Genomic DNA, 24,939 nt, shown 5'->3' on the forward strand with positions numbered 1-24,939 from the left:
AAAGCGAAGCGCCTGGAACGGAAATCAACGGACCAATTTTAGAAGATAACCTAAAAAAAGAGGGTGCCCAAAAGTTTATACCTTTTGGGACACCCTCTTTTTTACTGCTTTTCGTACTGGCCGATTCACAAGCACGATTCCCGCTACCACTAAAATCAATCCAGCAATAACAAAATAATGCAATGGTTCCTCGAGCAGAATCGAAGATAAAATCACGCCGAATACCGGCACTAAAAATAAATATAAGGAAACTTTTCCGACCTGATTGTATTTCATGACGTTATTCCATAAAATAAAGCCCGCCGCTGACAGGAATGCCAGGTATACAAGCATCAGGATCGATTTCAGGTCAAAACTGAATGGCACCAGCCCTACAGAAAACCCGCCAATTGCAATAAGGCCAATCGAACCCAAAATCATCTGATAGGCCGTCATATAAATGACTTCCATTTTCGCGCTGCCTTGCTTGGCAAGAATGTTGCCATACGCCCCAGCAAGCATGGCCAGCATCAACAGGATTTCACCTATTCCGAAGTGGATCTCATATTCTCCATTCGGCCAGTTGGCAAAAACGACACCGGTGAAGCCAATCATCAGCCCGGCGACCTTTAAACGGTTCATCCTGTCATCGGGATAAAGCAAATGGGCCAGGAGAATTTGAAAAAATGAGGTAGTCCCAGCAATAATGGAGCCTTGAATGCCAGTTGAGTAACTGAGTCCGATATAAAACAGGACATATTGCAGGAAGGTCTGAAACAATCCAATCTTTAATAACGGCAGAGTCGTATCCGGCCTGAACTTCATATCCCTTTTCAGCAACAGGAACAAAATGAGGATCAGAATTCCGGCAAGCAGGAAACGGTAACCTGCAAACAGCATCTGTTCACCCATCTCTTCCGGCCTGATATCAAGGCTCTTGTAGCTTAATTTTATAAACGGAAAAGCACTCCCCCAGAGGAGAGTAGCCCCAGCTGCCGATACTGCGATTCCCAGCGGGTGGGTGAAGAAGTCTTTAGTTGTCATCAATATGTCTCCTTAGGCTATAGCATAATTCTTTTATAAATCATATATTGTATGGTAACATAATAGTGAAAACTATATGTATCATTTGCTCTGGCTTTTCGCTGTCATCATTCCGATGACAGCTTTCGTGTTTTTTAAGGGTATTGATTGTGATTATTAGTATCAATTAGGTGTTGAAAAGGAGGAGAGAAACATGGCTCAGGGAGCGAATGCCTTGATGAAGCAAAAGTCTGTTCCTGAAGTTAGTTTAATGGAAAGAATAAAGCCGCATGCGGAACTTATTGCCGCTATTATCAGCGGATTATTGATTGCTCTTGGCTGGATCCTCAGTAAAGGAGACTCAGAGACAGCCTCCGTTACAGCTTTCATCCTCGCTTATGTGATTGGCGGGTTTGCGAAAGCGAAAGAAGGCATTGAAGCAACGATCGAGGAAAAAGAACTGAATGTGGAAATGCTGATGATTTTTGCTGCGATTGGCTCTGCCATCATTGGTTACTGGACGGAAGGCGCTATTTTGATCTTTATTTTTGCGATGAGCGGCGCACTGGAAACGTACACAATGAACAAGAGCCACAAGGAAATCTCCTCACTAATGGAACTTCAACCTGAGGAAGCGTTGAGAATTACAAACGGTACAGAGGAAAGAATTCATGTCTCAAAACTGACAATAGGCGACTTGATTTTAGTTAAGCCGGGAGAAAGAATTCCCTCCGACGGCAAAGTCGCTAAAGGGCAGACAACGATTGACCAGGCCGCAATCACCGGAGAATCGATTCCCGTATCCAAGGATGCAGGCGACGATGTTTTCGCAGGAACGGTGAACCTGACAGGCTCGCTTACCGTCGAAATTACAAAGCCTAATAATGAAACATTGTTTCAGAAAATCATTCAGCTTGTACAGAACGCACAGAGTGAAAAGTCCCCTTCCCAGCTTTTTATCGAAAAATTTGAAGGAACCTATGTGAAGATTGTGCTCGCAGTCGTTGTGCTGATGATGTTTGTTCCCCACTTCCTGCTCGGATGGAGCTGGACTGAAACCTTTTATAGAGCCATGATTTTGCTCGTCGTAGCATCGCCATGTGCATTGGTTGCTTCAATCATGCCGGCAACTTTATCTGCCATTTCCAATGGTGCCAAGCACGGAATCTTATTTAAAGGCGGCGTCCATCTGGAAAACCTGAGCCATTTAAAGGCGATTGCTTTTGATAAAACTGGCACGCTGACTAAGGGTAAGCCTGAAGTAACCGACTTGATCGTTGCCGACGGGCTCACTCGCGATGAAGTCCTGCTAAAAGCAGCCTCCATTGAGAGCCACTCCAACCATCCGCTTGCAAATGCGATCGTTAAGTTTGCAAAGGATACTCTTGGCAAGGAGCTTATTCATCCAGAGAGCATTGAAGATGTATCTGGATGGGGTGTAAAAGCCCATTATGAAAACGAGGACTGGAAAATTGGCAAAGCGGATTTTGTCGGCCGATCAGCTGCTGAGGCATTTGCTGATGGGGTTTCATTGAAACTTGCCGGTGAAGGCAAAACGATTGTATTCATCGAACGGAACGGTGAGCTTGCAGGTTTGATGGCCTTAAAAGATATTGTGCGCGAGGAAACAAAACATGCCATCGACCTGTTAAAATCAGAAGGAATCTTTACGGTCATGCTTACTGGGGACAGCAGGAACACCGCAAAAGCAATTGCTGCTGAGAGCCATGTGGATGAGCATATCGCAGAATGTCTGCCTGAAACGAAAGTAGATGAATTGAAGAAGCTGAAGGAACGGTTTGGCAATGTGGCGATGGTTGGCGACGGCATCAATGATGCACCTGCCCTCGCAACGGCTAATGTCGGAATCGCCATGGGTGAAGGTTCAGATGTCGCGCTTGAAACAGCAGATGTAGTCTTGATGAAAAACGACCTGCCGAAAATTGCCGAAGCGATCAATCTTTCCCGTCGAATGAACAGAATCGTCAAACAGAACGTCGTCTTCTCGATTCTCGTCATCATAGTGCTGATCGCCTCAAACTTCCTGCAATTTCTCGACTTGCCATATGGTGTAATTGGCCATGAAGGCAGCACGATCCTGGTTATTTTGAATAGCTTACGTTTATTGAAATAAGAAAAGCGCAAGCGCCTTGATCAGCCCTGACAAGCGCTGGCCGACTAAAATCGCCACGTCCTGTTGCAACGTCGGCACTAGAACATCGTGTTAGTCGAAGGGCCGACCGGTGAAGTCGTTCTTTGACTTCATTGGGCGGACCGAAACGACTCGAGGGGCTAGGCGCTGGAGCTAGACAAAAAAAATCCCGCTCGGCAAAATGTGCCAGCGGGAATTTTTTTTAGTGATATCCATTTGATCCATTCGCAGAGCCTGATGTTTTCTGCTTCGGATTGCTCTTGTTTCCTTTTTGTTTCGTGCCGCCGTCTTTTTTCGTTTTCTTGGTCATCGTGTAATCCCCCTTGATATAAGTGAGGTACTTGCCTCCCTTATATCTTCCGCAAAAAACAGACTGCTTACCGCGGAAATATAAGGATATAGGGAACGGGAATACTTGTCCTGAAAACCAATTTGCCTTCATTAAGACAGGATTCCTGGGAACCGGTGGAAAGCTGTCTTAATGAAAGGTATTCGGACTGGATTCTGGGAAATACCTTAAAGCTGTCAAAATCCTAGCTACTTTCGGACAGGAATCAAGCAAACCTTCCCGTAGCTGGCAGAATCACAGCTTCATTCGGACAGGAATCAGCATCCAGCCTTCTTCTCACTGAAATAAGCATTGATTTCTCCACCAATGATAATGATATAAGCAGAAAAATAAAGCCAAAGCATAAGGACGATGATGGCGCCAATGCTGCCGTAAGTAGCGGTATAGGATGCAATATTGCTGACGTAGTAAGAGAAGCCGATGGAAACAATCACCCAGCCTGCTGTCGCAAAGACAGATCCAGGCACGCCACTGATGCAGGTCAGCTTTTTGTTAGGTGCAATCCAGTACAAGCCCAGAAAAACGATAAAAAGAATCAGGACACTGATCAGCCAGCGAAGCATATTCCATACATGGATAAACTCTTCCCTTAAGCCAAGATTAGCAAAGAGCCAAATGCCAATTTCTTTTCCAAACACAGGGAGAATCAAAGCAACTAGAAAAACAAAGATCATCGCAAAGGTCAGTATGACGGCCATCAATCGGCTTACGATGAACGATCTCGTTTCTTTTACCCGGTAAGCTCTGTTAAAGGCTGTTACAATGGCATTTATTCCATTGGAGGCAGTCCATATGGTCGCAATCAGACCGAAAGATAATAGCTTGCCGTCCTTTTGCATAATATCCGCAAGGCTGTTCCTGATTAAATCCATTGTCTCTCCAGGGGCGTAATCGTCAAAAAAAGCAAGAATATCAACCTCGGTAATCGGCAGATACGGTACCAGCGTCACCAGGAAGATCAATAACGGAAATAAGGAAAGCAACAAGAAGTATGCAAGCTGGGCAGCAAGTGCCGGAACATCATCCTCCTGAATCCTGTGCCACATTTGCCTGAAAAATGATAAATCAACCATTGATTCACCTCACCGTATGCTTTCCTTTGATCTAAATAAGGGCTTGTTTAAAGTTCATTTCCATCTATATGCGACGGACTTTGGTCAGATGCCGCAATTTTCCGCAACGTTTCCTTTGTCCCTTTTACAAGCTCAGTGACCTGTGGTGGAACATCCCTGATTTCCTCTACTTTTTCTGTAATAAAAGCAACGTCCTCTGTTACTTGTTCCACTGTTGACCGGACTTTATTCGCTACATCCTTGATATCTTCAAATAATTCTTTTGGATGATTAACTGCGTACGCTACGCCGCTTGATACTTTGCTGAAATCTTCTTTAACACCGTCGCGGGTCGATTTATCCAAAAGACTTACAGCCCCTCCTGCTAACGCTCCTAAAACCATACCCATCCAAAATCTCCTCGAACTCATGTCCTTCTCCTCCTAAATAGTTTTGTCCTGATGCAGACATTCAGACTTGCCTGCTTCCTATCTAACATTTTCCACGATTGCCATTGCTTCATGCAAGTCTAAGAGGACTTTTTTGTAAATTCGTTTTTTTGTTAAGGATGTTTTTATAAACTTTGTTGCTTTGAATAAGTTGATTTCAAGCAGTCCTTATAAACAACAAACTTTTAGAAGTGTACATTGAGCGATTCGGATGCAATCAAGGATAAGAGGAAACAGCGATGACGCTAAGCGCTTAACTATAAATCCAGCCTTTCAGTGAGAGGGATTTGTAATTGACTTTTCTAAGTGAACATGGAAAGATGATTGTACAACCCTTGAAAGGATGAACGGAGTGGACTTAACTAAAAATTCACCTGAAAACGTGGAATTCATGATTGAAAAAATTAAAGAAAAGCTTAATGTCATGAACATCGGCGCTATCAAGTCATCGCACTTTGACGGCGAAATGTATGAAGAACTTGTAGAGATCTACGAGATGATTATGAAAAAGAATAATTTCAGCCCGAACGAGTTGCAGGCAATTGCAGAAGAGCTGGGCAATTTGAGAAAGCAATAATGGATGACAGGCGCCAAATCAGGTGCCTGTTTTTATGTGAATGAAAAATATCTCAGAAAATGTCTAAACTTTATAGTTTCCACTATTCATATAATGTTATAAGATAGGTTTATTACTTTTCAAGGGAGTGAAGACCGTGAAGAAGCTTAGAACTTCAGCCCTGAGCCTGCTCCTGCTGTTTACTTTCTTACTCACCCACGGAACGCTTCCTGCTGAAAAAGTTAAAGCATTTGGCACAAAAACGAAAGCAATCCTCCTAGTGGATAAGGCCGCAGAAGACCTTCCCGAACCAGATACCAGTGATAAAAAAGCATTTACCATTTTTTATCCCATTGTTGCTCTCCTTTTTATACAGTCCTATATTAGCAGACGTATTCCTGCAAATGCCTTTACCACTTTTTTCGCCTTTCTGACGGCTGTGTTTTATCAATCCAATTATGTGATCAAGCCTCTGAGATTTTAAGCAATCTTAAAATCAAAGGAGGAATGAATCATGTGGTTTCGTTTTCTGATGATCGGCTTCTTTTCACTGACGGCTTCAAGCTTTTTGCTTTACCAGGGAATTGAGTTTTATCATGCGTTTATTGATTTGTTTAAGCAAAGTAAATAAAATGGATTTAAAAGAGGGTGTCCCGAAAGTATCTTGGGACACCCTTTTATTGTAACTGTTGAGGCTCAGTTGATTTGTGTGGGAGATGATGAAAAAACCCAACTGCCAGCTATTTCATCATTCTTCTAGGTGCGTCGAGTGAGGGTACTATAACAACTCGGAAGCCTTTTTTCTCCTTGAGTTGTTCTCGGAACCCTTCTCATAACAACTCGGCGACCTTTTTTTCTCCTGGAGTTGTTCTCGGAACCCTCTTCATGACAACTCGGAGGCCTTTTTTCTCCTTGAGTTGTTCTCGGAACCCTTCCCATAACAACTCGGCGGCTTTTTTTCTCCTGAAGTTGTTCTCGGAAGCCTTCTCATGACAACTCGGAAGCTTTTTTCTCTTCGAGTTGTTCTCGGAATTGTAAAAAAGGATAATTTTATGAACGTATTGGGGGTATGTGTGAGGAAATCGAGAAGTATTTGTTACAGTATTTAAATACGAAAAAAGGCTCCCCTCGTTACCGAGGAGAACCTTAATATTAGTCTTCTTTTCGTTCAACAGCATGTCCGCCGAATTCGTTTCTTAATGCGGCAACGACTTTTCCTGTGAATGTATCGTCTTCTAATGAACGGTAGCGCATCATTAATGACAATGCGATGACTGGTGCAGCTGTCTGCAGGTCAAGTGCTGTTTCAACTGTCCATTTTCCTTCGCCAGATGAATGCATCACACCTTTGATGCTTTCTAGCTTAGGCTCTTTCGAGAATGCGTTTTCCATCAGTTCCATCAGCCAGCTGCGGATAACGGAGCCGTGGTTCCATACGCGTGAAACTTCTTTATAATCGTAATCGAATGGGCTTTTCTCAAGGATTTCAAAGCCTTCAGCGATTGCCTGCATCATGCCGTATTCGATTCCGTTGTGGACCATTTTCAGGAAGTGGCCGCTTCCGACCTTGCCTGTATAAAGGTAGCCATTTTCAATTGAAATGTCCTTGAAGATTGGCTCAACATGCGCGAACACTTCAGCATCGCCGCCGATCATTGTACATGCACCGTTTCGGGCACCTTCCATGCCGCCGCTCGTACCAACATCCATGAACTGGATGCCTGATGCTGAAAGTTTTTCTGCACGTCGCAATGTATCCTTGTAGTTTGAGTTTCCGCCGTCGATCAGAACATCTCCAGCCTCTAGATGTGGGATGAATTTTTCAATTACCTGGTCGATCAGGTCTCCAGCAGGGATCATCAGCCAGATGACACGTGGTGTTGGCAGCATTTCCACCATTGCTTTATAATCAGCGGCAATTTCAGCCCCTTTAGCTTCAATATTTTTCATTGCTTCCGGATTGATATCATTTGCCACAACTTTATGGCCGTTTTCCATTAAATTCAGTACCAAATTAAAGCCCATTTTTCCAAGGCCAACCATTCCAAGTTTCACGTAGATGCACTCCTTTTTTGTTATAACCAGATAGTATCAAATATTTTTTCATATGTATAGGTAAATGTGAAAATTTTTTTCACCGTTTTTAAACGCACGAAAAACATCTTTCCAAATCAATACCTCTTAATTGAAATAGCCTCCCGGATTTTTTGCAGATTGCCTAGTGTTTCTTCCTGTTTCCTGACGGATACCGCTACATGCAGAACATCAATCAAGCTAAGCTGCACAAGTCTTGAGGCAAGGGCTTCCGACCGAAAATAAGTTTCCCGTGACGTTGTATATAAGACATAGTCCGCTTCCTTCGTCAAAGGAGATTTATAGTGATTGGTAATGGCGATTGTCACTGCACCATTAGCTTTTGCAATCCTTAGTGCTTCTATGACATCTTTATTACTGCCGCTATGAGAAATTCCGATCGCAGCCTGGCCAGGACCAAGCAATGCAGCCGAAATAATTTGCTGATGGCCGTCACTGTGAGCGTGGCAGTTGATGCCTGTCCTCAAAAATTTGTGATAGGCATCCATCGCGATTGCCGATGATCCTCCTGAACCGTAAAAATCGATTCTCGTTGCACGGCTTAATGTTTCCACGATCTTTTCAAGTACCTGACCGTCCAGCAGATTCAACGTATCCTTAATGGCCTCAATGTGCCCGGTGAAAACTTTTTCCGCAAGAGTGAGGACCTCATCCTCTTCCTTGATTTCTTCATGGATATTCTTGATTGGCTCCACCACTTCGCTTGCAAGGGCGATTTTAAAAGCCTGATAGCCGCGGAATCCAAGCCGTTTACAGAAGCGGAATATGGTTGCTTCAGCGACTGAACTGTTCTCTGAGAACTCGGTGATCGACAGGTGGATAATTTCCTGCGGGTTTTTCAATATATAATCCGCCACTGCTTTTTCCTTGGAAGACAGTGAGGAGTAGATTGCTTTTATTTTAACAATGACATTTTGTGTACTTAACTCGCCAGCCATTCTTTTAGCCCCCTTTTAACCACCTTTATTTTATCAAATTATTTTTAAGTTTATTTAGCATTGGTGAAAATTTTTTTCATCTTCTATCAAAAAATAGAGCCTAAACTGGTATTGGCTCTATTTTACATGATTAATCTTCCTGCTCTGTTAAAATTACCGGGCCATCCTTCGTAATCGCGATGGTGTGCTCATACTGGGCTGACAGCTTTCCGTCCACAGTCCTTGCTGTCCAGCCGTTGCTATCCATTTTCGTTTTCCATTCCCCGATGTTGACCATTGGTTCAATTGTGAAAACCATGCCTTCTTTAATCCTCGGGCCTCTTCCAGGTAATCCGTAGTGTGGCACATCCGGCTTCTCATGAATGACCGTTCCGATTCCATGTCCGATGAATTCACGCACGACAGAAAAACCTTCCGCTTCCACATACGACTGGATGGCGTGACCAATGTCTCCGATGCGGTTTCCAGGAACAGAAGCCGCAATCCCGCGATATAATGCTTCTTTCGTCACATCAAGCAGCCTTTGTGCCTCTTCGCTTACCTCACCGACAGCATAACTCCACGCAGAGTCCGCAAGTGCCCCGTTCAGGTTCACCACCATATCAATTGTGACGATGTCGCCTTCTTTTAACGGTTCTTTGCGCGGAAAGCCGTGGCACACTTCATCATTGATGCTTGCACATGTTGCATATTTATAGTCACGGTAGCCCTTTTGCTGCGGAGTAGCTCCATGCCTTTTTAAATAATCTTCAACGAATTCGTCTATTTCCCAGGTCGTTACACCGGGTTTAATGAAAGTACGAAGCTTTTTATGGACAGAAGCGAGCAATTTGCCGGCTTCCTTCATCTTCTCGATTTCACGTGCCGATTTTAAAACAATCATTCTTTCATCTCCCTGATTCATACAATCTGATTCTATATTATCTTATACAATGTTTTTCGCAAAATGAACATTAAATTCCACGTGTCGCTATGTAATGAGTTGAAATTTGTTTGAAAGATGATTTTCAACTGAAATCTTGTAGTTTAATTACGAGTAATGGTAATCAACTAATTTTTTACAAGAAATTTAGTTATATATATATGTAAGTAAATTTCAACCAAGTGATGGTGTGAACTTTTTTCTGGCGAAGTTCACAATTTTTTCGCGAAAATAAATTTTTTCCAGAACTGGAAATTCCGAGTGATATTTACCAATTCTAGCTCACAAGAAAACCCTTCTCCGAGTGCAGAAGGGTTTTCAGCTAAGGGTTTATTTTAACAAATTCAATGATTCTCGATTGAAGGCTGGAATATCCTTCGGCTCTCTGCTAGTGACCAGCTGGTTTTGGCAAACGATCACTTCTTTGTCTTGATATTTCGCGCCAGCATATTCCATGTCTACACGAATGGATTTATAGCCGGTTGCGTCTCTGCCTTCAAGTGTTTTTGCTGTTAGTAGCAGCTGCGGGCCGTGGCAGATCGCGAATACAGGTTTTTTTGCATCCATAAATGATTTCGCGAATTGGACGAAGCGCTCATCTTCACGGAGCTGGTCCGGAGAGAATCCTCCCGGGATAAATAAGGCATCAAAGTCTTCTGGGCTCACATTGTCGATGGATTCATCAATTTTTACTTCTGCTTTCTTCTGCTTGCCAGTGACTGTTTTTCCTTTTTCCTTTTCAATTGTCATCACTTCATGTCCAGCTTCTGTAAAAGCCCTTGATGGCTCAAGATATTCGGAGTCCTCAAACATTTCGGTTATTAAGCAGGCAATCTTTTTAGACATATGATCAACATCTCCTTATATAAGACTTTATCTCCACTATTAAAGTTTCCCTCTTCTGTCTGACTAAAACATCTTTTACACATCCATTATCTAGGATAAAAGTAATTCTAAAGAACTATATTAGATAAAAATAAAAAATATCATTTTATATTTTTTTTAATCCTCTATAATTTAAAGTAGGACATCAATAGGGAGAGAAGGAGCACCATGAATATAAACTATGTAAACGTAATGGAAGAAGTGGTTTCTACTCTTGTCAATGTTTTGATGATGAGTCCTGATTACCAGACTTTTTGTAATTGTTCAAAGTGCAGGAATGATATCATCGCCATTAGCCTCAATACACTGCCAAGCCATTATGTCACAACCGAAGATGGCCGAAAAATGGTATTTGAGCAGCTAAATACCCAGGAAAACAGAGCCTGGATTAATAAAAGAATCATCAGCGCAATTCATTTGGTTGGAAAATATCCGAAGCATTAAGTAAAAATAGTTAAATCCATGTGGTTGGAAATATCCAAGCATTAAGCAAAAATAGTAATATCTCTGTGGTTGGAAAATATCCGAAGCAATAGTAAACAAAAATAGCAAACGGCTTCCCGCAAATGGGAAGCCATTCTTTTTATAAAATATCATATTATATCGATTTCGTATCCATACGCCGGGCGAAATCAACGAACCGGAATTTGTCGGGACGGTGCCTGGATTCTGTATATTGGAATTGGGTAGCGTCATCGAAGTAGATATAATTCTTTACGACAACGATGGCATGATAACCTTCCATATCCAGTTGCCTACGGTCTTCCTCGCTTGGTTCCTCAACAGTGAATTCCTTTTTGGCAAAGCTGATCTTTTTTTCAAGCTTCTTCTCGATATATTCAAAAATGGAATTTTGACAGTTTTCCATTGTTAGTCCAGGCACAAATCTCTCCACAAGAAAATCCTTATCAAGGATGATCCTCTCTCCATCGATAAGCCTTACTCTTGTTACCTTCCAGACTTTCTCATCAACATCGACATGCAGTTCTTTGGCAATTTCCCGTCCAGCCATCTCCAATGTAAAGTCCTCAACATTCGTTTCAGCGTTTCCTCCCAGATTCCCGGCAAGTTCTTTAAAGCTGACAAGCCCGGAAATCGGGAACTGATGTCTTTTTAAATCCAGAACCAGAGAGCCCTTTCCGCGAATCTTCTGGATAAATCCATTCTGCGCAAGCAAATTCAATGCTTTGCGAATTGTCTCCCTCGAAGTTTTATAGCTTTCAGCGAATTCATTTTCTGATGGCAGGATGGTTTTCGGCTGATAATGGCCATCCTGAATCAGTCTCGAGATCTCTTCATATATCAACAAATACTTTTTCTGCATCTTATTCCCCCATGCCTATACTGATTGCTATCATTTTACCTTTTTTTCCGTGTTTTGAGAACAATTGCGGTGCTAAAGGCTCTAGTTAGATGGTTCTGTTAAGGTTCTTTGTGACTACTTGGGCTGAAAATGTAATTGAAGAATGGGAAAAGCCTGAATCTGAAATAATGCTTACAACGAGGATTTTCTACCTGAACCCTATAATAAATTGGACATTCATTATCACGATCCTCAGACTTAAAATTATCTTGTATAATGTCGATATAAAAATGAACAATGGATATTGCACTAATTTTCCCAAGTTGTTCGCAGCAAAAACTTCAATAAAGTACACTATGGGAAAACTAAATTGGTTATAATTGTTCTGTAAGCTGTTCTTAATATGGAACTATTTTAAATGATTTGTTATTATATAAATATAAATTGATAAGGTGTGGATAACTTTGATCGGTGAACGAGTAAAAAGACTTCGACAGGAAAAGAAAATGTCGCTATCAGAACTGGCAGAACAGGCTGGCGTTGCGAAATCATATTTAAGCTCTTTGGAGCGAAATCTTCAAACAAACCCGTCCATTCAATTCTTAGAGAAAATTGCTGCTGTCCTTCATATACCTGTAGACCATTTAATCCATGAACAGCCAGACAAAGAAAATATGGATTCTGATTGGGTGAAGCTTGTTAAAGAGGCAATGGATTCTGGAATTTCCAAAGACCAGTTCCGAGAGTTTTTAGAATTCAATAAATGGAAACTTGATAATAAATAAGTTTAAATGGATAGCCTGTAAAAGCTGTCCATTTTTTTCACCCTTTTAACGGTGCAAAAGGTACCCACCTTTCCGCACGCAGCAGTAAGTATGCCGGGAGGGAGCTAGGAGTAGATGGGAGGGGAACTCACTATTTAAGGTTAACATTTCCCCAAAAATAAAAAGCACCTCAAAGAAGAGCTGCTTGATCAAATTTTTATATTATATGTAGGTTTTACAGCTCAGTACCAGCTGATTGGCTATTGAAGTTCTTTAAAAACTCGCGGATTTCCTCTTTCTTCAAGCCCATTTCCAGTGCTTCCATGATTAACTGCATCCATTCTGTATCCAGTTCTTCGAAAATTGCCTTCTCACTAATCAATTTCTTCCCCCCAAAATACTATTTGTATTCCAGGCAGTCCGGCCATCATAGTACATTGCACCTTAGATCCGTGACTTTGCGTCCTAGTTTTTCAACAAGTTTGCCTTTTTCTGTGCCTTTTATCATATCCTTAACTCCCAATATCATTGTATATGGTTCTTTTTATTTATAATGTAGGTATTTGTCGGTTACTTTTTATCGATTATTTCTGTTTTTTTCCACTAAATTACAAAAACATGTGTTGTTTTGTTTAGTTTTCAGAAATTTCAAGCATTTTTCGAGGCTTTTTTGTCATATTTTATCCCTAATTGTTGAACAGTTTTTTTATTCTTACCCCCAAAAATTATTGGCGGACTCATTAATAGTCGTTTCTTTTTTATATGGAGCGTTATTCCATCGATTTAAAATGGTCACTTTTTCAAGAGACACAGCTTGAAAAAAGGGATATCTAGTTAAATCGTGACCACAAACAGGGCAAAGCCACTCCCCTGCTTCACTGCTGCTATACGATGGACGATTGCACCGATCACAGTGTTTCCTGTACATACCCTTCAAAACCTCCTGGGTCAATCAAATTGGCGTCTTTGTTCTTAATAAAGTATAGTTCAATAGAATCATTTATGAAAAAGTCTGAAAAATGCCGAATAATCCCAAAAACTCAAGGAAATCGTTCGTTTTAAAGAATATGCTTTGTTTTCCATACATTTACGTATTTTTAAAAGAACTTAGTTGTTCGTTATAATGAATTGATGAATTGATTTAAGGAGAATAACAATATGATGGTTGGCGAGAAAATTAAAATTTTGCGGACAAGAAAAAAGTACTCGATCACTGAGCTATCTGAAAGAGCAAAGGTGTCGAAATCCTATCTTAGTTATATTGAAAGAGGCATCCAGAAGAATCCCTCCATGCAAGTTCTCACTCGTCTGGCCAAAACCCTGGATACTACAGTTGAATATTTAACGGGGCAAGAGAAACAAGTTAACAAGAATGGTATTCCAATTGATCAGGAATGGCTCTTGCTTGTTGATGAAGCGATAAAAAACGGGATCAGCAAAGAAGATTTTTCCTTTTATTTAGACTTTGTGAAATTCAAGAAACAAATGAATCACGAGAAATGATAGCAAAATCAAACTATACTTATAGTTCCTCAGTCACCCTCCCATCCATCTTTTTGTTACTTATAAAATACAACTGAGCCAATCGATTTATACCAATTTTTATTATTTAATGTATTGACACCATTCTGCTTCAAATTCATCGCAGTTTAGTTCCTTCATAAAAAATCCATCTGTAAACAGCGACATAAAAAAAGAACCAGCTCATGACTGGTTCTTTTTGATCTATTTTGCCAGGCTGACAGCGATTAGCGCTCCCACCCTGGCATTATTTTTGATAAGGGCAATATTCGCAGCAAGACTCTTTCCTTCTGTTAATTCTTTTATTTTTCTAAGCAGGAACGGAGTAACTTGTTTGCCGCCGATTTGATTTTCCTTCGCTTCTGCCAGTGCTTTTTCTATGACTCGATTGATGTGGCTTTCCTCAAGAGCATAATCTTCGGGAATCGGATTTGCCACCACGACGCCCCCATTCAGTCCCAGCTCCCATTTAGTCCGAATCATATCTGCAACTTCAGCGGTCGTATCCAGGCGGAAATTCACCTTGAATGGACTCGTCCTCGTATAAAACGCAGGCAATGTGTCCGTTCCAAATCCCACGACTGGAACTCCGTATGTTTCCAGATATTCAAGTGTCAAGCCAATGTCCAGAATCGACTTCGCACCGGCACAGACAACGGCTACATTCGTGTTTGCCAGTTCCTGAAGGTCAGCGGAAATATCCATCGTCACTTCTGCCTCGCGATGCACTCCCCCAATCCCTCCGGTGACAAATACTTCAATTCCGGCAAGCTCAGCGCAAATCATCGTAGCCGCAACTGTGGTCGCTCCATTTTTCTTACAGGACAATAAGTATGGAATGTCACGCCTGCTCGCTTTTTCAACATCCTTGCTCTGTCCCAAATATTCCAGCTCTTCATTCGATAGGCCAATCTTTATTTTTCCATCAAGGATGGCGATTGTTGCTGGAACTGCTCCATTTTCCCGGATGATTGCCTCGACTTCTCTCGCTGTGTGGATATTCTGTGGATAAGGCATCCCATGTGAGATAATGGTAGACTCGAGAGCAACAATTGGCTTGCCCTTTTCCTTAGCTTCGAGTACTTCATGTGATAATTCAAGCCACTTCTCTAGCATTCTATATCCCTCTTATTTAAAGTTTTGTTTGTACGTATTGAGCAATTGCTTGTTGTTTAATATGGGGTTCACTGTTTCAATTGTCTGCAGGGTTAATATCGAGCAGGCCATGCCAACCTTGCATGCATCCTCTGTCTGGATCCCATTTAGGTGAGCATAAATGATTCCGGCTACCAGAGAATCTCCGGCGCCAGTCACATCAATCACGGGTATGTTGGGTGGAATAAGCACACCCGCTTCACCTTTTGATGTAAAATAAACGAGCCCCTTGTCTCCCCTGCTGATGACAACCTTCTCGACACCCTTATGTATGATCATCTCAGCTGCTTTAAAGAAGTCGCCTTCGTTTTCAATCTCGACTCCAGCAATTGCTTCTGCTTCGTCCTTGTTGGCGATCAGCCACGTCACACCAGATAGATCCTCTGGCAGTTTTCTCGCTTTTGGCGAAGAAACGGGTGTTATGCAGAGCGGTATGTTTTCTTTCCGGCAGCGCAAAATGATTGCATTGAGGACATCTGCGGAGAAATTGGTATCAAGGATAATGAAATCAGAGGAAGCAAAATAGCCCCATTTACTCTCAATGAATTCTGGAGTGATAGAATCATAGATTGACATTTCTGCCAGTGCAACGGACATTTCCCCTTCATGATCCAGCACAGCCGTGTAGGCTCCAGTAGAATGCCCCTGAAGCGATTGCGATGGACTGACATCAGCAAATGCCTTAGTGTATTCCATGAGCCAATGACCTTCATGATCATCCCCTACGACGGTCAGCACACTGACATCGCTTCCGAGCCTTCCCAAATTTTCACCGATATTCCTTGCAACGCCGCCACATGATTTAGAACTCTCTGCAGGATTTGAGGTGCCAAGTTCGAGCTGGTTTTTCGACCAGATTTTCCTGTCGATATTCGCACCGCCTACGCACAAAACCTGGCGTTTCTCAGGAAGGATATAGGCCCGCCCAAGTATTTTCCCTTGTTTAATTAAAGAAGAAATATAGCCTGCAGCCTCTACACGTGATAAACCTGACTTCACAGCTAAATCGCTTTGGGAGATAAAAGGATCTTCTTTAATCAGTTTTAAAATCAGCGCCTCTTTCTCATTCATGATGCGCACCTCGCTATTTCCAAATACTAGCCTATATATAAATCTTAAACTTTTGTCAGAATATACACAACTTTATAAAAGGATGTTTTCGCATTGAATTTCCTTTTTCGAACTGATCCTTGCCCGCCGTAGTCTTAAAGGTACACGGGCCGATTCATTGGCATGTCCCAAGGCAAAAAACAAGACATAAAACCATGCCAATTTGACCGCCAGCTTGTAAGACTTCATGGCTGCCCTCCCTCAAAAACGGTCCACTTTAAAACTAGCAAATAATTGTGAGAGAAACTTGAAATTATTGTGGGGAAATGTTGAAGTTATCCAGTCGGTTTCCAGCAAGAATGGGAAGAGTAATGAGGAAAAGAATTATATTTTATAATCTTCTGAATTTTTACATATATTTGTGTCTATTTTGTGACAAAAAGAATATAATGTAAATACTATGCAAGACTTATCAATTCATTAGGAGGACATGGACATGATGATTGTTCATATTTTAAACTTCTCCATTCCAATCGCGATGATGCTTATAATTGGATTCACTGTGGATAAGATGTGCCAGCCTGATCCCGTTGAGCAGGAAGCGGAATGATTTATTAATTTTAATTTGAACAGTAATTTCTTTTTTAGAAACCAAAAAAGCAGGATTCCAGCGAATCCTGCTCAGCTTGTCGACATAGATACAGATCACAGATCAGTTATTGAAACCCTGTTGATTGGAGTAGAAGGTGCGCAGACTCCTGCGGGCGCAGCTGGACAGGTGAGACCCCGCAGGAGCGAAGCGACAGGAGGCTCAGGCGCCAGCCCCGCGGAAAGCGAAGCGCCTGGAACGGAAATCAACAGACTAGTTTTATAGATCAACTATATACAAAAGGCTGTAGCCAAACTTGATTCTTTGAGTTTGGCTAGAGAAAAAGCAGGATTCCAGCGAATCCTGCTTTTTCACATTAATTTTTTACAATAGCTGGGGAAGTTTTCACAAATACCTTGTTCCCCTGTACAAAGAATAAGATGCTTCCTAGCACTGCAACGGCAATGACCGGAAATAATACAATGCCGCCAGCCTCCTTCAATAAGAATCCACCCACAATCGGTCCGATAAAATGGCCGAGCTTGCGGAACTGTGCTGCCCCAAAATATGTCCCTCTCAATTCATCTGTGGCCAGCTGATCAACGAGATAGCTGCTCGAAGGAAAGATCAGTATTTCTCCTATTGTTACGAACAAAATAGCCAGAATGCCAGTGTACCAGCCAGAAACAAATCCAAATGTCAGCATCCCAACAGACAGGAAGACGGCTCCAGCCATCATGACCTGCATCGTTTTGAAGCGTTCTGCGAAATGGCTGAGTGGCATTTGCAGAATCACGACCATAACTGCATTTATCGATAGCATAACTGAATAAACAAAGACTCCGTTCGCAAGCGAAGATTGCAAGTACTGAGGCACATTGGATTCAATTTGCGAGTATCCGAAATTGATAATGATGCTTCCCAGCACTAAATATAGCAGGGCTTTATCTTTTCCAATAATCCTTAAAGAACCGGCAATGGTAACCTTGGCTGCCCCCTTACTGATTGGATTGCCGACATTGTACTTTTTCATCATTCCCGCAAAGATCAATAGATAAATGAAGTACATGATCCCAGTGACCATGAAGGCTGACTTTGCTGAAACAACGGCAAGATAAGCGCCTAGCAGTGGTCCGACGGAAGCACCAATATTTATAGCCGTATAGCGTAATGAGAAGGCCCGCATTCTCTTGCTTTTTTCCGTCAAATCCGCAATCAGGGCCTGCCCTGACGGCTCAAAAAATGATCCAGAGAGTCCATTCATGGCATTTAAAATAATGAACCATGCCGGAGTTTCCGCAACCATAAAACCAAAATAGATAAGCGACATTGATAAGAGTGAACCAATCATAACAGGCTTGCGTCCGAAACGATCAGACAAATGCCCTCCTATAAACCCCCCAATCACTCCGGACAAGGGACTGATTCCAATGGTTATACCGATCAACACAGGGTGTAAATCCAGATTTCTTGATAAATAAATGGCCAGGAACGGAAGTGTGGCGAATGCTGAACCCCTCGCCAGCACTGTCCCGCTTAGCAGAACCCAGACAATCGGGTGGAATTGCCGGTAATAGCTTTTAAGTTTTTTATTCATATTATTTACCTCTTAAGTTAGATTCCTAAATCATAGCAAAAATCCAAAATTATGAAAATAGCATAAAAATAAAATTTTCAAACGGAAGGCCGTCATCCATTAAATGATGACGGCCTTCCTATTACTCTGGATTATTGCTTGTTCGAGGCAGGATTAGAATCTCTACCCTTCGGTTCCTAGCTTTTCCTTCTGCTGTTTCATTTGTAGCCACTGGCTGGAATTCGCCAAATCCCTTTGCACTGAACCAGCGCGGGTCAAGCTTTTCATTTTTCAGTATGATTTTCATGAATTCTACCGCACGCATGACGCTCAGTTCCCAGTTTGATTCATAACGGGCATTCTTGATTGGGACATTATCTGTGTGGCCGCTGATGATGATATTCCGCGGAGGCTCCATGATCAGCAAATCAGCGATTTCGTTCGCGATGTTCAAATCAGAAGTACGAACCTCCGCCCTGCCCGATTCAAACAGGACATTATCCCTTATCGTCAAAAGCAGTCCCTCATCTGTTAAAGAGGTATTAAGCTTATCTTTAAGCTTTTTATCCTCAATATACGAATTGACCTTCTTTTGCAGCTCCATCAGTTCCATTTGATCCTTCGCTGCTTCAGCCTGCTGATCATTCTTCTCTACATCTTCTTTTCGTTCATCAGGTGATTCCATCTGTCCTTCTGGCATCGGGCTTTGGAATTCAAATACGCCCGTTCCTCCTGAAAACACATCGTTAAATGCTTTTGAAAGCATTTGGAATTTCACGGCATCAACAGAACTCATCGCAAACAAAACGATAAACAGCGCCAGCAGGAGTGTGAGCAAGTCGGCATAAGGAATCAGCCAAGATTCATCCATATGGTCCTCATGATGCTCCTTCTTCTTTCTCCTACTCATCCTTCGCCACACTGCTTTCTTCAAGGATTCGTTTTCGGTCGCCTGCCGGCAGATATGAGGCAAGCTTCTGTTCGATCACTCTTGGCGCTTCGCCTTCAAGGATTGATAGAATTCCTTCAATCATCATGTATTTCACTTTTGCTTCCTGCTTCGATTTGCGCTTCAATTTATTTGCGAATGGATGCCAAAGAACATACCCGGTGAAAATACCAAGCAATGTCGCTACGAACGCTGCACTGATCGCCCTTCCTAACTCATCCGTATTATCCATATGGCTTAATGCTGCAATCAAACCTACAACTGCGCCAAGTACTCCAAGTGTAGGGGCATATGTGCCAGCCTGTGTGAAAATGGCTGCACCTGATAAATGGCGCTCTTCCATGGCTTCCACTTCTTCAGTCAATACATCTCTGATGTAATCTGCACTTTGTCCATCGACTGCAAGCGATAAGCCATTCTTCAAGAACTCGTCATCTACTTCACTTGTCTTAGCTTCTAGCGCCAGCAAACCTTCTTTTCTGGCTAGCTGGGCCCATTCAGAGAATAATCGGATCAAAGCCGGAAGATCCACTGTTTCTTTTTCCTTAAATAAAATCCCGAAAAGCTTAGGCACTTTTTTTAGTTCATTTGCTGGAAATGCTATTGTGACAGCTGCTACTGTTCCCACAATGATAATCAAGATTGCTGCTGGATTCACGAGTGCACTTGGGCTTACTCCTTTGAAGACCATCCCCACTCCTACCGCAATGATCGCTAAAATGACACCAATGATCGATGACTTATCCATTTACGACTCCCCTGTCTGCTTTGCATCTATTTCTATGTCGAACTTTTGACTGTAAAAGTATCTCTATTTATTTCGACACAATCTCGAAAATTTTAAGAGGTAAGTGAGGTTTTTATCAAAATGGATCGTTAAAAATATTTTTATATTATGAGATTAATAATAGGAAACTTTATTCCGATATAACATATGTAAAGACACTTATCTTCAGAGGAGGATTCATTGTGGAGGCTATTGAAAATCTCCGCAGGCAGGATACGAGAAAGAAAAACACCTTGATGCTCAGCACCTACTCCGTATCAATGCTTGCGACAACAGCATACACCGTCATTGAAAAAGAAGCGTTTCAAAAAACTGCAATATATGCGAGCGAGCTGCTATTTTTTGTACTGGCCTATATTCTTCTGCAGGTATGGCTTAAGAAAGAATCGTTTTATCCTTATGCAGCCCTTGCTGTTATCTACATTCATAATTTCCTGTATATCAGCATGTTCGGGGGCAACGGTTCATTCCTGCTTGTCCTGCTGTTCCTGTCTGTATTCGCGGCCATTCACTTCGATGCCAAGATATATACTGTTGGATTTACGTTAGGCTTAGCAGCGGTCATTATGAACACGCTAATGGCATCGGAAAATAAAGACTTTTTAAGCACTACCTTTGCAGCCATCCTTCTTTGTTACATCTTGTTAGGTGTGGTGCTTTTCGTTTTGATTCGCTTGAACCGGAACACCTACAAGTCTCTTGAGACATTCCTGGCAGATTCAGAAAAGGAAAAGGCCCGTAAAGAGGAGCACAGCTCATTGCTGCATAATGAGCTTCTCATTGTGACTGAAAGTCTTGGTAAAATAAACGGCCAGATTCAAACCCATTTATCATCTCAAACGGAAATGAAAATAGCAGTAAACGAAATTTCAGCTGGAAGCCAAGTTCAGACAGAACAAATCAGCCAAATCTCTGAAAATGCAGAAATGACGAGACAACGAATGGACGAAATGTCCGAGATGTCCGTGCTGCTTTCTGATAATACGTTACAGGCTGCCAAGGCATCTGAAAACGGCTCGCTTAAGATCGGGGAACTGCAGGGAGACATGAAAGAGCTTGCCGGATCGATTTCTGAACTTAGCGAAACATTCTCCATGCTGACAAAAAAGATTGAGGAAACAAACGGCTTCATCGTTAATATTCGAAATATCACCGAGCAAACAAATCTGCTTGCGTTGAATGCTTCAATTGAAGCAGCACGCGCTGGCGAGGCTGGCAAAGGCTTCTCCGTGGTGGCCAACGAAATTCGCAAACTGGCTGAAATGACAAAAGAAACAGCATTGCATATCACTGAAAATCTTGCCGCTGTTAATGAAACAAACTCGGCTGCCTTTGAGAAAATGAATGACAGCAGTGAAAAGCTTGCAGAAAGCAGAACAGCAGTAGACGAAGTCTCTGGCTTCTTCTTTGAAGTCAGCAGCACATTGCGCGAGCTTACCAATCAATTTGATCAGTTCGAATTAACGGTAAGTGACGTGAAACACCAGTCTGGCGACGTCGAAGCATCGACTCGAGAACTTGCAGCCATCATCGAACAAGCAACAGCAGGACTCGAAGAAATGAACGCAACCATCGAAACACTCAACGATGACAACCAAACCATCGCTGCATACGTAAACCAAACAGCAACAGCAGCCGAAAAAATCAAAACACTCGGCACCTAAACACATCACCGCACCACTGCACTGGGGGTCAGACCCCCAGTGCTTTAAAACGTTAACGCGCCGGGGGTCTGACCCCCGGCGCGTTAACTTGTTAAAGTAGTTTGTTTTGGATTTTGCGTTCGTAGTTTTTGAATACGGATGAGTTGGTGGTGCCGCCTCTGCTTGACATGAGTTTGTTGTACTTCAGGAGCTTCTGGCCTAATTGCTGGCTGAGCTGCTCTTTTTCTTCTGGATTTTCACATTTGCGGATCAAATCTTCAATTGTCATGACTTCTTGCCTTAATTTATTTCCCTCAGGAGAGAATCCGCTGTTCTTCAGCAGCTGGTAGGCCATCCTTAATTCCTCTGGCACTGCAGATAAATCCTCAAGATTCAGCGGTTTTCCATAACCAGGAAGGTTATCAAATTCCCCATCTCTATAGGCTCGCTTAATCCTGTCCTCTGAAACAACAAATGAAAAATCCATCAGAACCACTCCAGTCCTTCAATTTCACCTTATTACTATTATTATATTATTTTCTCCCATTTTTTCCTAATTATAAAGTTTGGAGTTTCACATTTTACCGCGTTAAAGGTTTAGCAAGTTAGCGAGCAGGATATTAAACAACATATATTACCATTACATAATAAGGGGTGTCTGTTAATGAACTTTGGGGGTATTGGCTTTACATTGATTTCAGCCACTTTTTTCATGGGGCTGGTCGCGTGGTATTCTTATGTGAAGACGAAGGGCGAGGTTAGTGACTCTGCGGGGTATTTCCTGGCAGGACGCGGTTTGTCTGGCGGTTTCATCGCCGGCTCTCTCTTGCTTACAAACCTTTCAGCTGAACAGCTTGTCGGATTGAATGGACAGGCATATCGGACAAATTTGTCAAACATGGCGTGGGAGGTTACTGCAGCGTTCTCCATTATTATCATGGCCATCTACTTGCTGCCAAAATATCTAGGCGGCAATTTCACAACGCTCCCCGAATTTTTGAGCAAGCGATTTGACGAAGGCGTCAGACAGTATACTGTTCTTTTATTCATGTTAGGTTACATCTTCGTTACTGCACCATCCATGCTCTATTCTGGTGCTCTTGCTGTTTTGCAGCTGTTCAATTTCCCGGAACTTTTCGGTATTTCCTATGAGGCTTCCGTTTGGATCATCATCTGGATTATCGGCATTATCGGGGCTGTTTATGCCATTTTCGGAGGACTAAAAGCTGTTGCCATTTCGGATACATTAAACGGGATTGGCTTGATTATCATCGGGCTGCTTGTTCCGATTCTTGGCTTGATTGCACTTGGTGATGGAAATATGTTCAGTGGAATGAAGGAAATTGCAACTGTTCATCCTGAAAAATTGAATTCAATTGGCACAGAAAAAGACTCGGTGCCTTTTGGAACGATTTTTACAGGAATGATTTTTGCCAACCTATTCTATTGGGCATCAAATCAATATGTTATCCAGCGGACATTAGGGGCTAAAAACCTTGCTGAAGGCCAAAAAGGCGTCATCATTTCTGGATTTTATAAATTATTGGTGCCTTTAGCAATGATGATCCCAGGCGTCATTGCCTTCCATATGTACGGCAGCAATCTCAAATCAGTTGACCTAGCGTATCCGGCGTTAATTTCAGATGTATTGCCAACGTCGATGTCCGGTTTCTTCCTGGCAGTCCTGCTTGGTGCCGTTTTAAGCTCATTCAACTCTCTTTTAAACAGCGCTGCCACCATGTTTGCGCTCGATATCTATAAAGCACGATTCAATCCTGAGGCAGATGATCAGAAATTGATCTCTGTAAGTAAAATTTCCGGAACCTTGCTGGCAGTGGTTTCTCTATGTATTGCTCCATTACTGATGAATGCCCCTGAAGGTCTATGGGATTTGATCAGAAGATTTACCGGCTTCTTCAACATTCCAATTATCGCCATTTTACTCGTAGGCATTTTCACAAAACGAGTCCCGGCTCTTGCTGCAAAAGTGGTGATCATTTTCCACGTCATCACTTATTACATGCTGATCTGGGGTACACAGCAATTATTCAATATTACCGTCCCGATCCACTTCATCCACATCTATGCAATCCTGTTCGTGGCTGAAGTTGTGATCATGATTGCCATCGGCTACTGGAAGCCGCGAACGACACCATATACGTTCCGTTCAGAAGCTGTCGTTAACATGGTTCCTTGGAAATACTCCTTACCACTATCTGTCGTACTGCTGGCACTTGTGGCGATCATCTATGTCATTTTCTCACCGATCGGACTTGCTTATGCAGGTGGATTTGTTTCGAACGCATTCTGGCCGGCCATTGTTGGAATCCTGGCAGTAACACTTATCCTCTCCATTCTGACTATTAAAAAGTGGAACAAATCTTATGCTGGGTATTTGCAGAAGGAGAATGTTTCGGCACCACAGATGCTCAAAGGTAAAAATAAAACCGCGAAATTAAATCCAAGAACGACTGAATTATAAGCAAATCTTAAGGCCTATTAGATTTTCTAATAGGCCGTTTTAGTCTAATAAATGTCACCGTACCTGCGCTGATTTACTGGTGGCCCTGATCCATTCCCGATGTTCGATTGATCCGTATTGAAGGCCTGCTGGCCAAGCATCCAGTTCGCCGGAATGCCCTTCCCTGTTTGTTTTACATAAAGCAGTGCTTGCAACAGCCGAACATGCTCTGGCAGATTACGGCCAATTTTACGAGGATATACAAGCTTCGCTCTGATTATTTGCTCAGGGTCAATAAACACCGATGCTCTGAAAGATTCCCCAGTTGTTTCATCAAGTACCCTGTAGGCTCTGCTGATCATATGTGTCCTGTCACTGGCCATGGGAAAGGCAACATTTTTCAAGGGTGGAGAGGTTTCTAGAAATACCTTGTGCGAATGGACGCTGTCAGTACTGATTGAAACCAATTCAGCGTTCATAGCCTTTATATGTGGATAAACAGCGGCGACCGCCGCCAGTTCTGTCTGTCAAACAGGTGTAAAATCGTTAGGGTAAAAAAATAAAATGACCCACTTGCCTTTATAATCCTCTAAATTCATCTGGGTAATTGTCCGGTTAATCACTGCTTCTGCAGTAAAAAGCGGTGCATTGTCACCATGAGTTGCACAAAAAACATTTTGGCTTGGAGATAAATCCTTGACGTAGATTTTTTTATCCATTGCAGCCACCTCCTTTCAAGAAA

General features: G+C 42.3%; 25 protein-coding genes and 1 riboswitch. Of the genes, 8 read left to right on the forward strand and 17 right to left on the reverse strand.

Going from position 1 to position 24,939, the window contains the following annotated elements:
• Positions 1 to 75: 75 nt before the first annotated feature.
• Positions 76 to 1,023, reverse strand: a complete 948-nt coding sequence (locus V7201_RS02800; RefSeq protein ID WP_335375257.1) for a DMT family transporter — start codon at positions 1,021 to 1,023, stop codon at positions 76 to 78.
• 193 nt (positions 1,024 to 1,216) lie between these two features.
• On the opposite strand from V7201_RS02800, the gene V7201_RS02805 reads away from it, so the two are divergent.
• Positions 1,217 to 3,136: a heavy metal translocating P-type ATPase gene (locus tag V7201_RS02805; protein ID WP_335375258.1), complete on the forward strand. Its 1,920-nt coding sequence runs from the start codon at positions 1,217 to 1,219 to the stop codon at positions 3,134 to 3,136.
• A 624-nt stretch (positions 3,137 to 3,760) separates the two neighbouring features.
• On the opposite strand, the gene V7201_RS02810 is transcribed toward V7201_RS02805, so the two are convergent.
• Complete coding sequence (locus tag V7201_RS02810) at positions 3,761 to 4,576, reverse strand: YihY/virulence factor BrkB family protein (RefSeq protein WP_335375259.1); 816 nt, start codon at positions 4,574 to 4,576, stop codon at positions 3,761 to 3,763.
• 47 nt (positions 4,577 to 4,623) lie between these two features.
• Complete coding sequence (locus tag V7201_RS02815) at positions 4,624 to 4,986, reverse strand: YtxH domain-containing protein (RefSeq protein WP_335375260.1); 363 nt, start codon at positions 4,984 to 4,986, stop codon at positions 4,624 to 4,626.
• Between the two features lie 370 nt (positions 4,987 to 5,356).
• Between V7201_RS02815 and V7201_RS02820 the strand changes: the two genes are divergently transcribed.
• Positions 5,357 to 5,581 (forward strand): DUF1128 domain-containing protein, encoded by a 225-nt coding sequence (locus V7201_RS02820; RefSeq protein ID WP_335375261.1) that lies wholly within the window; start codon positions 5,357 to 5,359, stop codon positions 5,579 to 5,581.
• 136 nt (positions 5,582 to 5,717) lie between these two features.
• Complete coding sequence (locus V7201_RS02825) at positions 5,718 to 6,044, forward strand: hypothetical protein (protein WP_335375262.1); 327 nt, start codon at positions 5,718 to 5,720, stop codon at positions 6,042 to 6,044.
• Between the two features lie 668 nt (positions 6,045 to 6,712).
• Here V7201_RS02825 and gnd read toward each other — a convergent pair.
• From gnd to V7201_RS02845, 4 genes are all read right to left on the reverse strand, one after another.
• Entirely contained in the window at positions 6,713 to 7,615 is a 903-nt protein-coding gene (gene gnd / locus V7201_RS02830; protein ID WP_335375263.1) for a phosphogluconate dehydrogenase (NAD(+)-dependent, decarboxylating), read from the reverse strand.
• Between the two features lie 116 nt (positions 7,616 to 7,731).
• On the reverse strand, positions 7,732 to 8,592 hold the full coding sequence (locus V7201_RS02835) for a MurR/RpiR family transcriptional regulator (RefSeq protein ID WP_335375264.1): 861 nt from the start codon (positions 8,590 to 8,592) through the stop codon (positions 7,732 to 7,734).
• A gap of 130 nt (positions 8,593 to 8,722) precedes the next feature.
• Positions 8,723 to 9,475, reverse strand: coding sequence for a type I methionyl aminopeptidase (map, locus tag V7201_RS02840; RefSeq protein WP_335375265.1), 753 nt, complete (start codon positions 9,473 to 9,475; stop codon positions 8,723 to 8,725).
• A 369-nt stretch (positions 9,476 to 9,844) separates the two neighbouring features.
• Positions 9,845 to 10,360, reverse strand: a complete 516-nt coding sequence (locus tag V7201_RS02845) for a type 1 glutamine amidotransferase domain-containing protein (protein ID WP_335375266.1) — start codon at positions 10,358 to 10,360, stop codon at positions 9,845 to 9,847.
• A gap of 207 nt (positions 10,361 to 10,567) precedes the next feature.
• Between V7201_RS02845 and V7201_RS02850 the strand changes: the two genes are divergently transcribed.
• A complete protein-coding gene (locus V7201_RS02850) occupies positions 10,568 to 10,843 on the forward strand; it encodes a late competence development ComFB family protein (RefSeq protein ID WP_335375267.1) in 276 nt (91 codons plus the stop codon).
• A 154-nt stretch (positions 10,844 to 10,997) separates the two neighbouring features.
• On the opposite strand, the gene treR is transcribed toward V7201_RS02850, so the two are convergent.
• On the reverse strand, positions 10,998 to 11,723 hold the full coding sequence (gene treR, locus V7201_RS02855) for a trehalose operon repressor (RefSeq protein WP_335375268.1): 726 nt from the start codon (positions 11,721 to 11,723) through the stop codon (positions 10,998 to 11,000).
• Between the two features lie 443 nt (positions 11,724 to 12,166).
• Here treR and V7201_RS02860 point away from each other — a divergent pair, with 443 nt between their 5' ends.
• Positions 12,167 to 12,487 (forward strand): helix-turn-helix domain-containing protein, encoded by a 321-nt coding sequence (locus V7201_RS02860; RefSeq protein WP_335375269.1) that lies wholly within the window; start codon positions 12,167 to 12,169, stop codon positions 12,485 to 12,487.
• A 214-nt stretch (positions 12,488 to 12,701) separates the two neighbouring features.
• Here V7201_RS02860 and V7201_RS02865 read toward each other — a convergent pair whose 3' ends face one another.
• A complete protein-coding gene (locus V7201_RS02865) occupies positions 12,702 to 12,848 on the reverse strand; it encodes an anti-repressor SinI family protein (RefSeq protein WP_335375270.1) in 147 nt (48 codons plus the stop codon).
• 29 nt (positions 12,849 to 12,877) lie between these two features.
• A riboswitch (cyclic di-GMP riboswitch) is annotated at positions 12,878 to 12,963 on the reverse strand.
• A gap of 661 nt (positions 12,964 to 13,624) precedes the next feature.
• Between V7201_RS02865 and V7201_RS02870 the strand changes: the two genes are divergently transcribed.
• A complete protein-coding gene (locus V7201_RS02870; RefSeq protein WP_335375271.1) occupies positions 13,625 to 13,969 on the forward strand; it encodes a helix-turn-helix domain-containing protein in 345 nt (114 codons plus the stop codon).
• A 222-nt stretch (positions 13,970 to 14,191) separates the two neighbouring features.
• Here V7201_RS02870 and V7201_RS02875 read toward each other — a convergent pair whose 3' ends face one another.
• The 6 genes from V7201_RS02875 to motA form a co-directional block, all read right to left on the reverse strand.
• Complete coding sequence (locus V7201_RS02875) at positions 14,192 to 15,103, reverse strand: pseudouridine-5'-phosphate glycosidase (protein ID WP_335375272.1); 912 nt, start codon at positions 15,101 to 15,103, stop codon at positions 14,192 to 14,194.
• A 12-nt stretch (positions 15,104 to 15,115) separates the two neighbouring features.
• On the reverse strand, positions 15,116 to 16,213 hold the full coding sequence (locus tag V7201_RS02880; protein ID WP_335375273.1) for a carbohydrate kinase: 1,098 nt from the start codon (positions 16,211 to 16,213) through the stop codon (positions 15,116 to 15,118).
• A gap of 72 nt (positions 16,214 to 16,285) precedes the next feature.
• Positions 16,286 to 16,441, reverse strand: a complete 156-nt coding sequence (locus V7201_RS02885; RefSeq protein ID WP_335375274.1) for a hypothetical protein — start codon at positions 16,439 to 16,441, stop codon at positions 16,286 to 16,288.
• A gap of 716 nt (positions 16,442 to 17,157) precedes the next feature.
• Positions 17,158 to 18,378 carry an MDR family MFS transporter gene (locus V7201_RS02890; protein ID WP_335375275.1) on the reverse strand — a complete coding sequence of 407 codons (1,221 nt, stop codon included), beginning with the start codon at positions 18,376 to 18,378 and terminating at the stop codon, positions 17,158 to 17,160.
• Between the two features lie 121 nt (positions 18,379 to 18,499).
• Positions 18,500 to 19,267 carry a flagellar motor protein MotB gene (gene motB / locus V7201_RS02895; protein WP_335375276.1) on the reverse strand — a complete coding sequence of 256 codons (768 nt, stop codon included), beginning with the start codon at positions 19,265 to 19,267 and terminating at the stop codon, positions 18,500 to 18,502.
• Positions 19,260 to 20,054, reverse strand: coding sequence for a flagellar motor stator protein MotA (gene motA, locus V7201_RS02900; RefSeq protein WP_335375277.1), 795 nt, complete (start codon positions 20,052 to 20,054; stop codon positions 19,260 to 19,262). The genes motB and motA overlap by 8 nt, the downstream gene beginning before the upstream one ends.
• A 998-nt stretch (positions 20,055 to 21,052) precedes the next feature.
• Between motA and V7201_RS23145 the strand changes: the two genes are divergently transcribed.
• Entirely contained in the window at positions 21,053 to 21,757 is a 705-nt protein-coding gene (locus V7201_RS23145) for a methyl-accepting chemotaxis protein (protein ID WP_438825010.1), read from the forward strand.
• A gap of 91 nt (positions 21,758 to 21,848) precedes the next feature.
• Here V7201_RS23145 and V7201_RS02910 read toward each other — a convergent pair whose 3' ends face one another.
• On the reverse strand, positions 21,849 to 22,223 hold the full coding sequence (locus V7201_RS02910; RefSeq protein ID WP_335375279.1) for a DUF1992 domain-containing protein: 375 nt from the start codon (positions 22,221 to 22,223) through the stop codon (positions 21,849 to 21,851).
• Positions 22,224 to 22,400: 177 nt separating this feature from the next.
• Here V7201_RS02910 and V7201_RS02915 point away from each other — a divergent pair, with 177 nt between their 5' ends.
• A complete protein-coding gene (locus tag V7201_RS02915; RefSeq protein ID WP_335375280.1) occupies positions 22,401 to 24,218 on the forward strand; it encodes a solute:sodium symporter family transporter in 1,818 nt (605 codons plus the stop codon).
• A gap of 44 nt (positions 24,219 to 24,262) precedes the next feature.
• On the opposite strand, the gene V7201_RS02920 is transcribed toward V7201_RS02915, so the two are convergent.
• Complete coding sequence (locus tag V7201_RS02920) at positions 24,263 to 24,916, reverse strand: peroxiredoxin (protein WP_335375281.1); 654 nt, start codon at positions 24,914 to 24,916, stop codon at positions 24,263 to 24,265.
• Positions 24,917 to 24,939 lie beyond the last annotated feature (23 nt).

It is taken from the genome of Bacillus sp. JJ1122 (assembly GCF_036964885.1).
In the GTDB taxonomy this organism is placed as follows: Bacteria; Bacillota; Bacilli; order Bacillales; family Cytobacillaceae; genus Mesobacillus.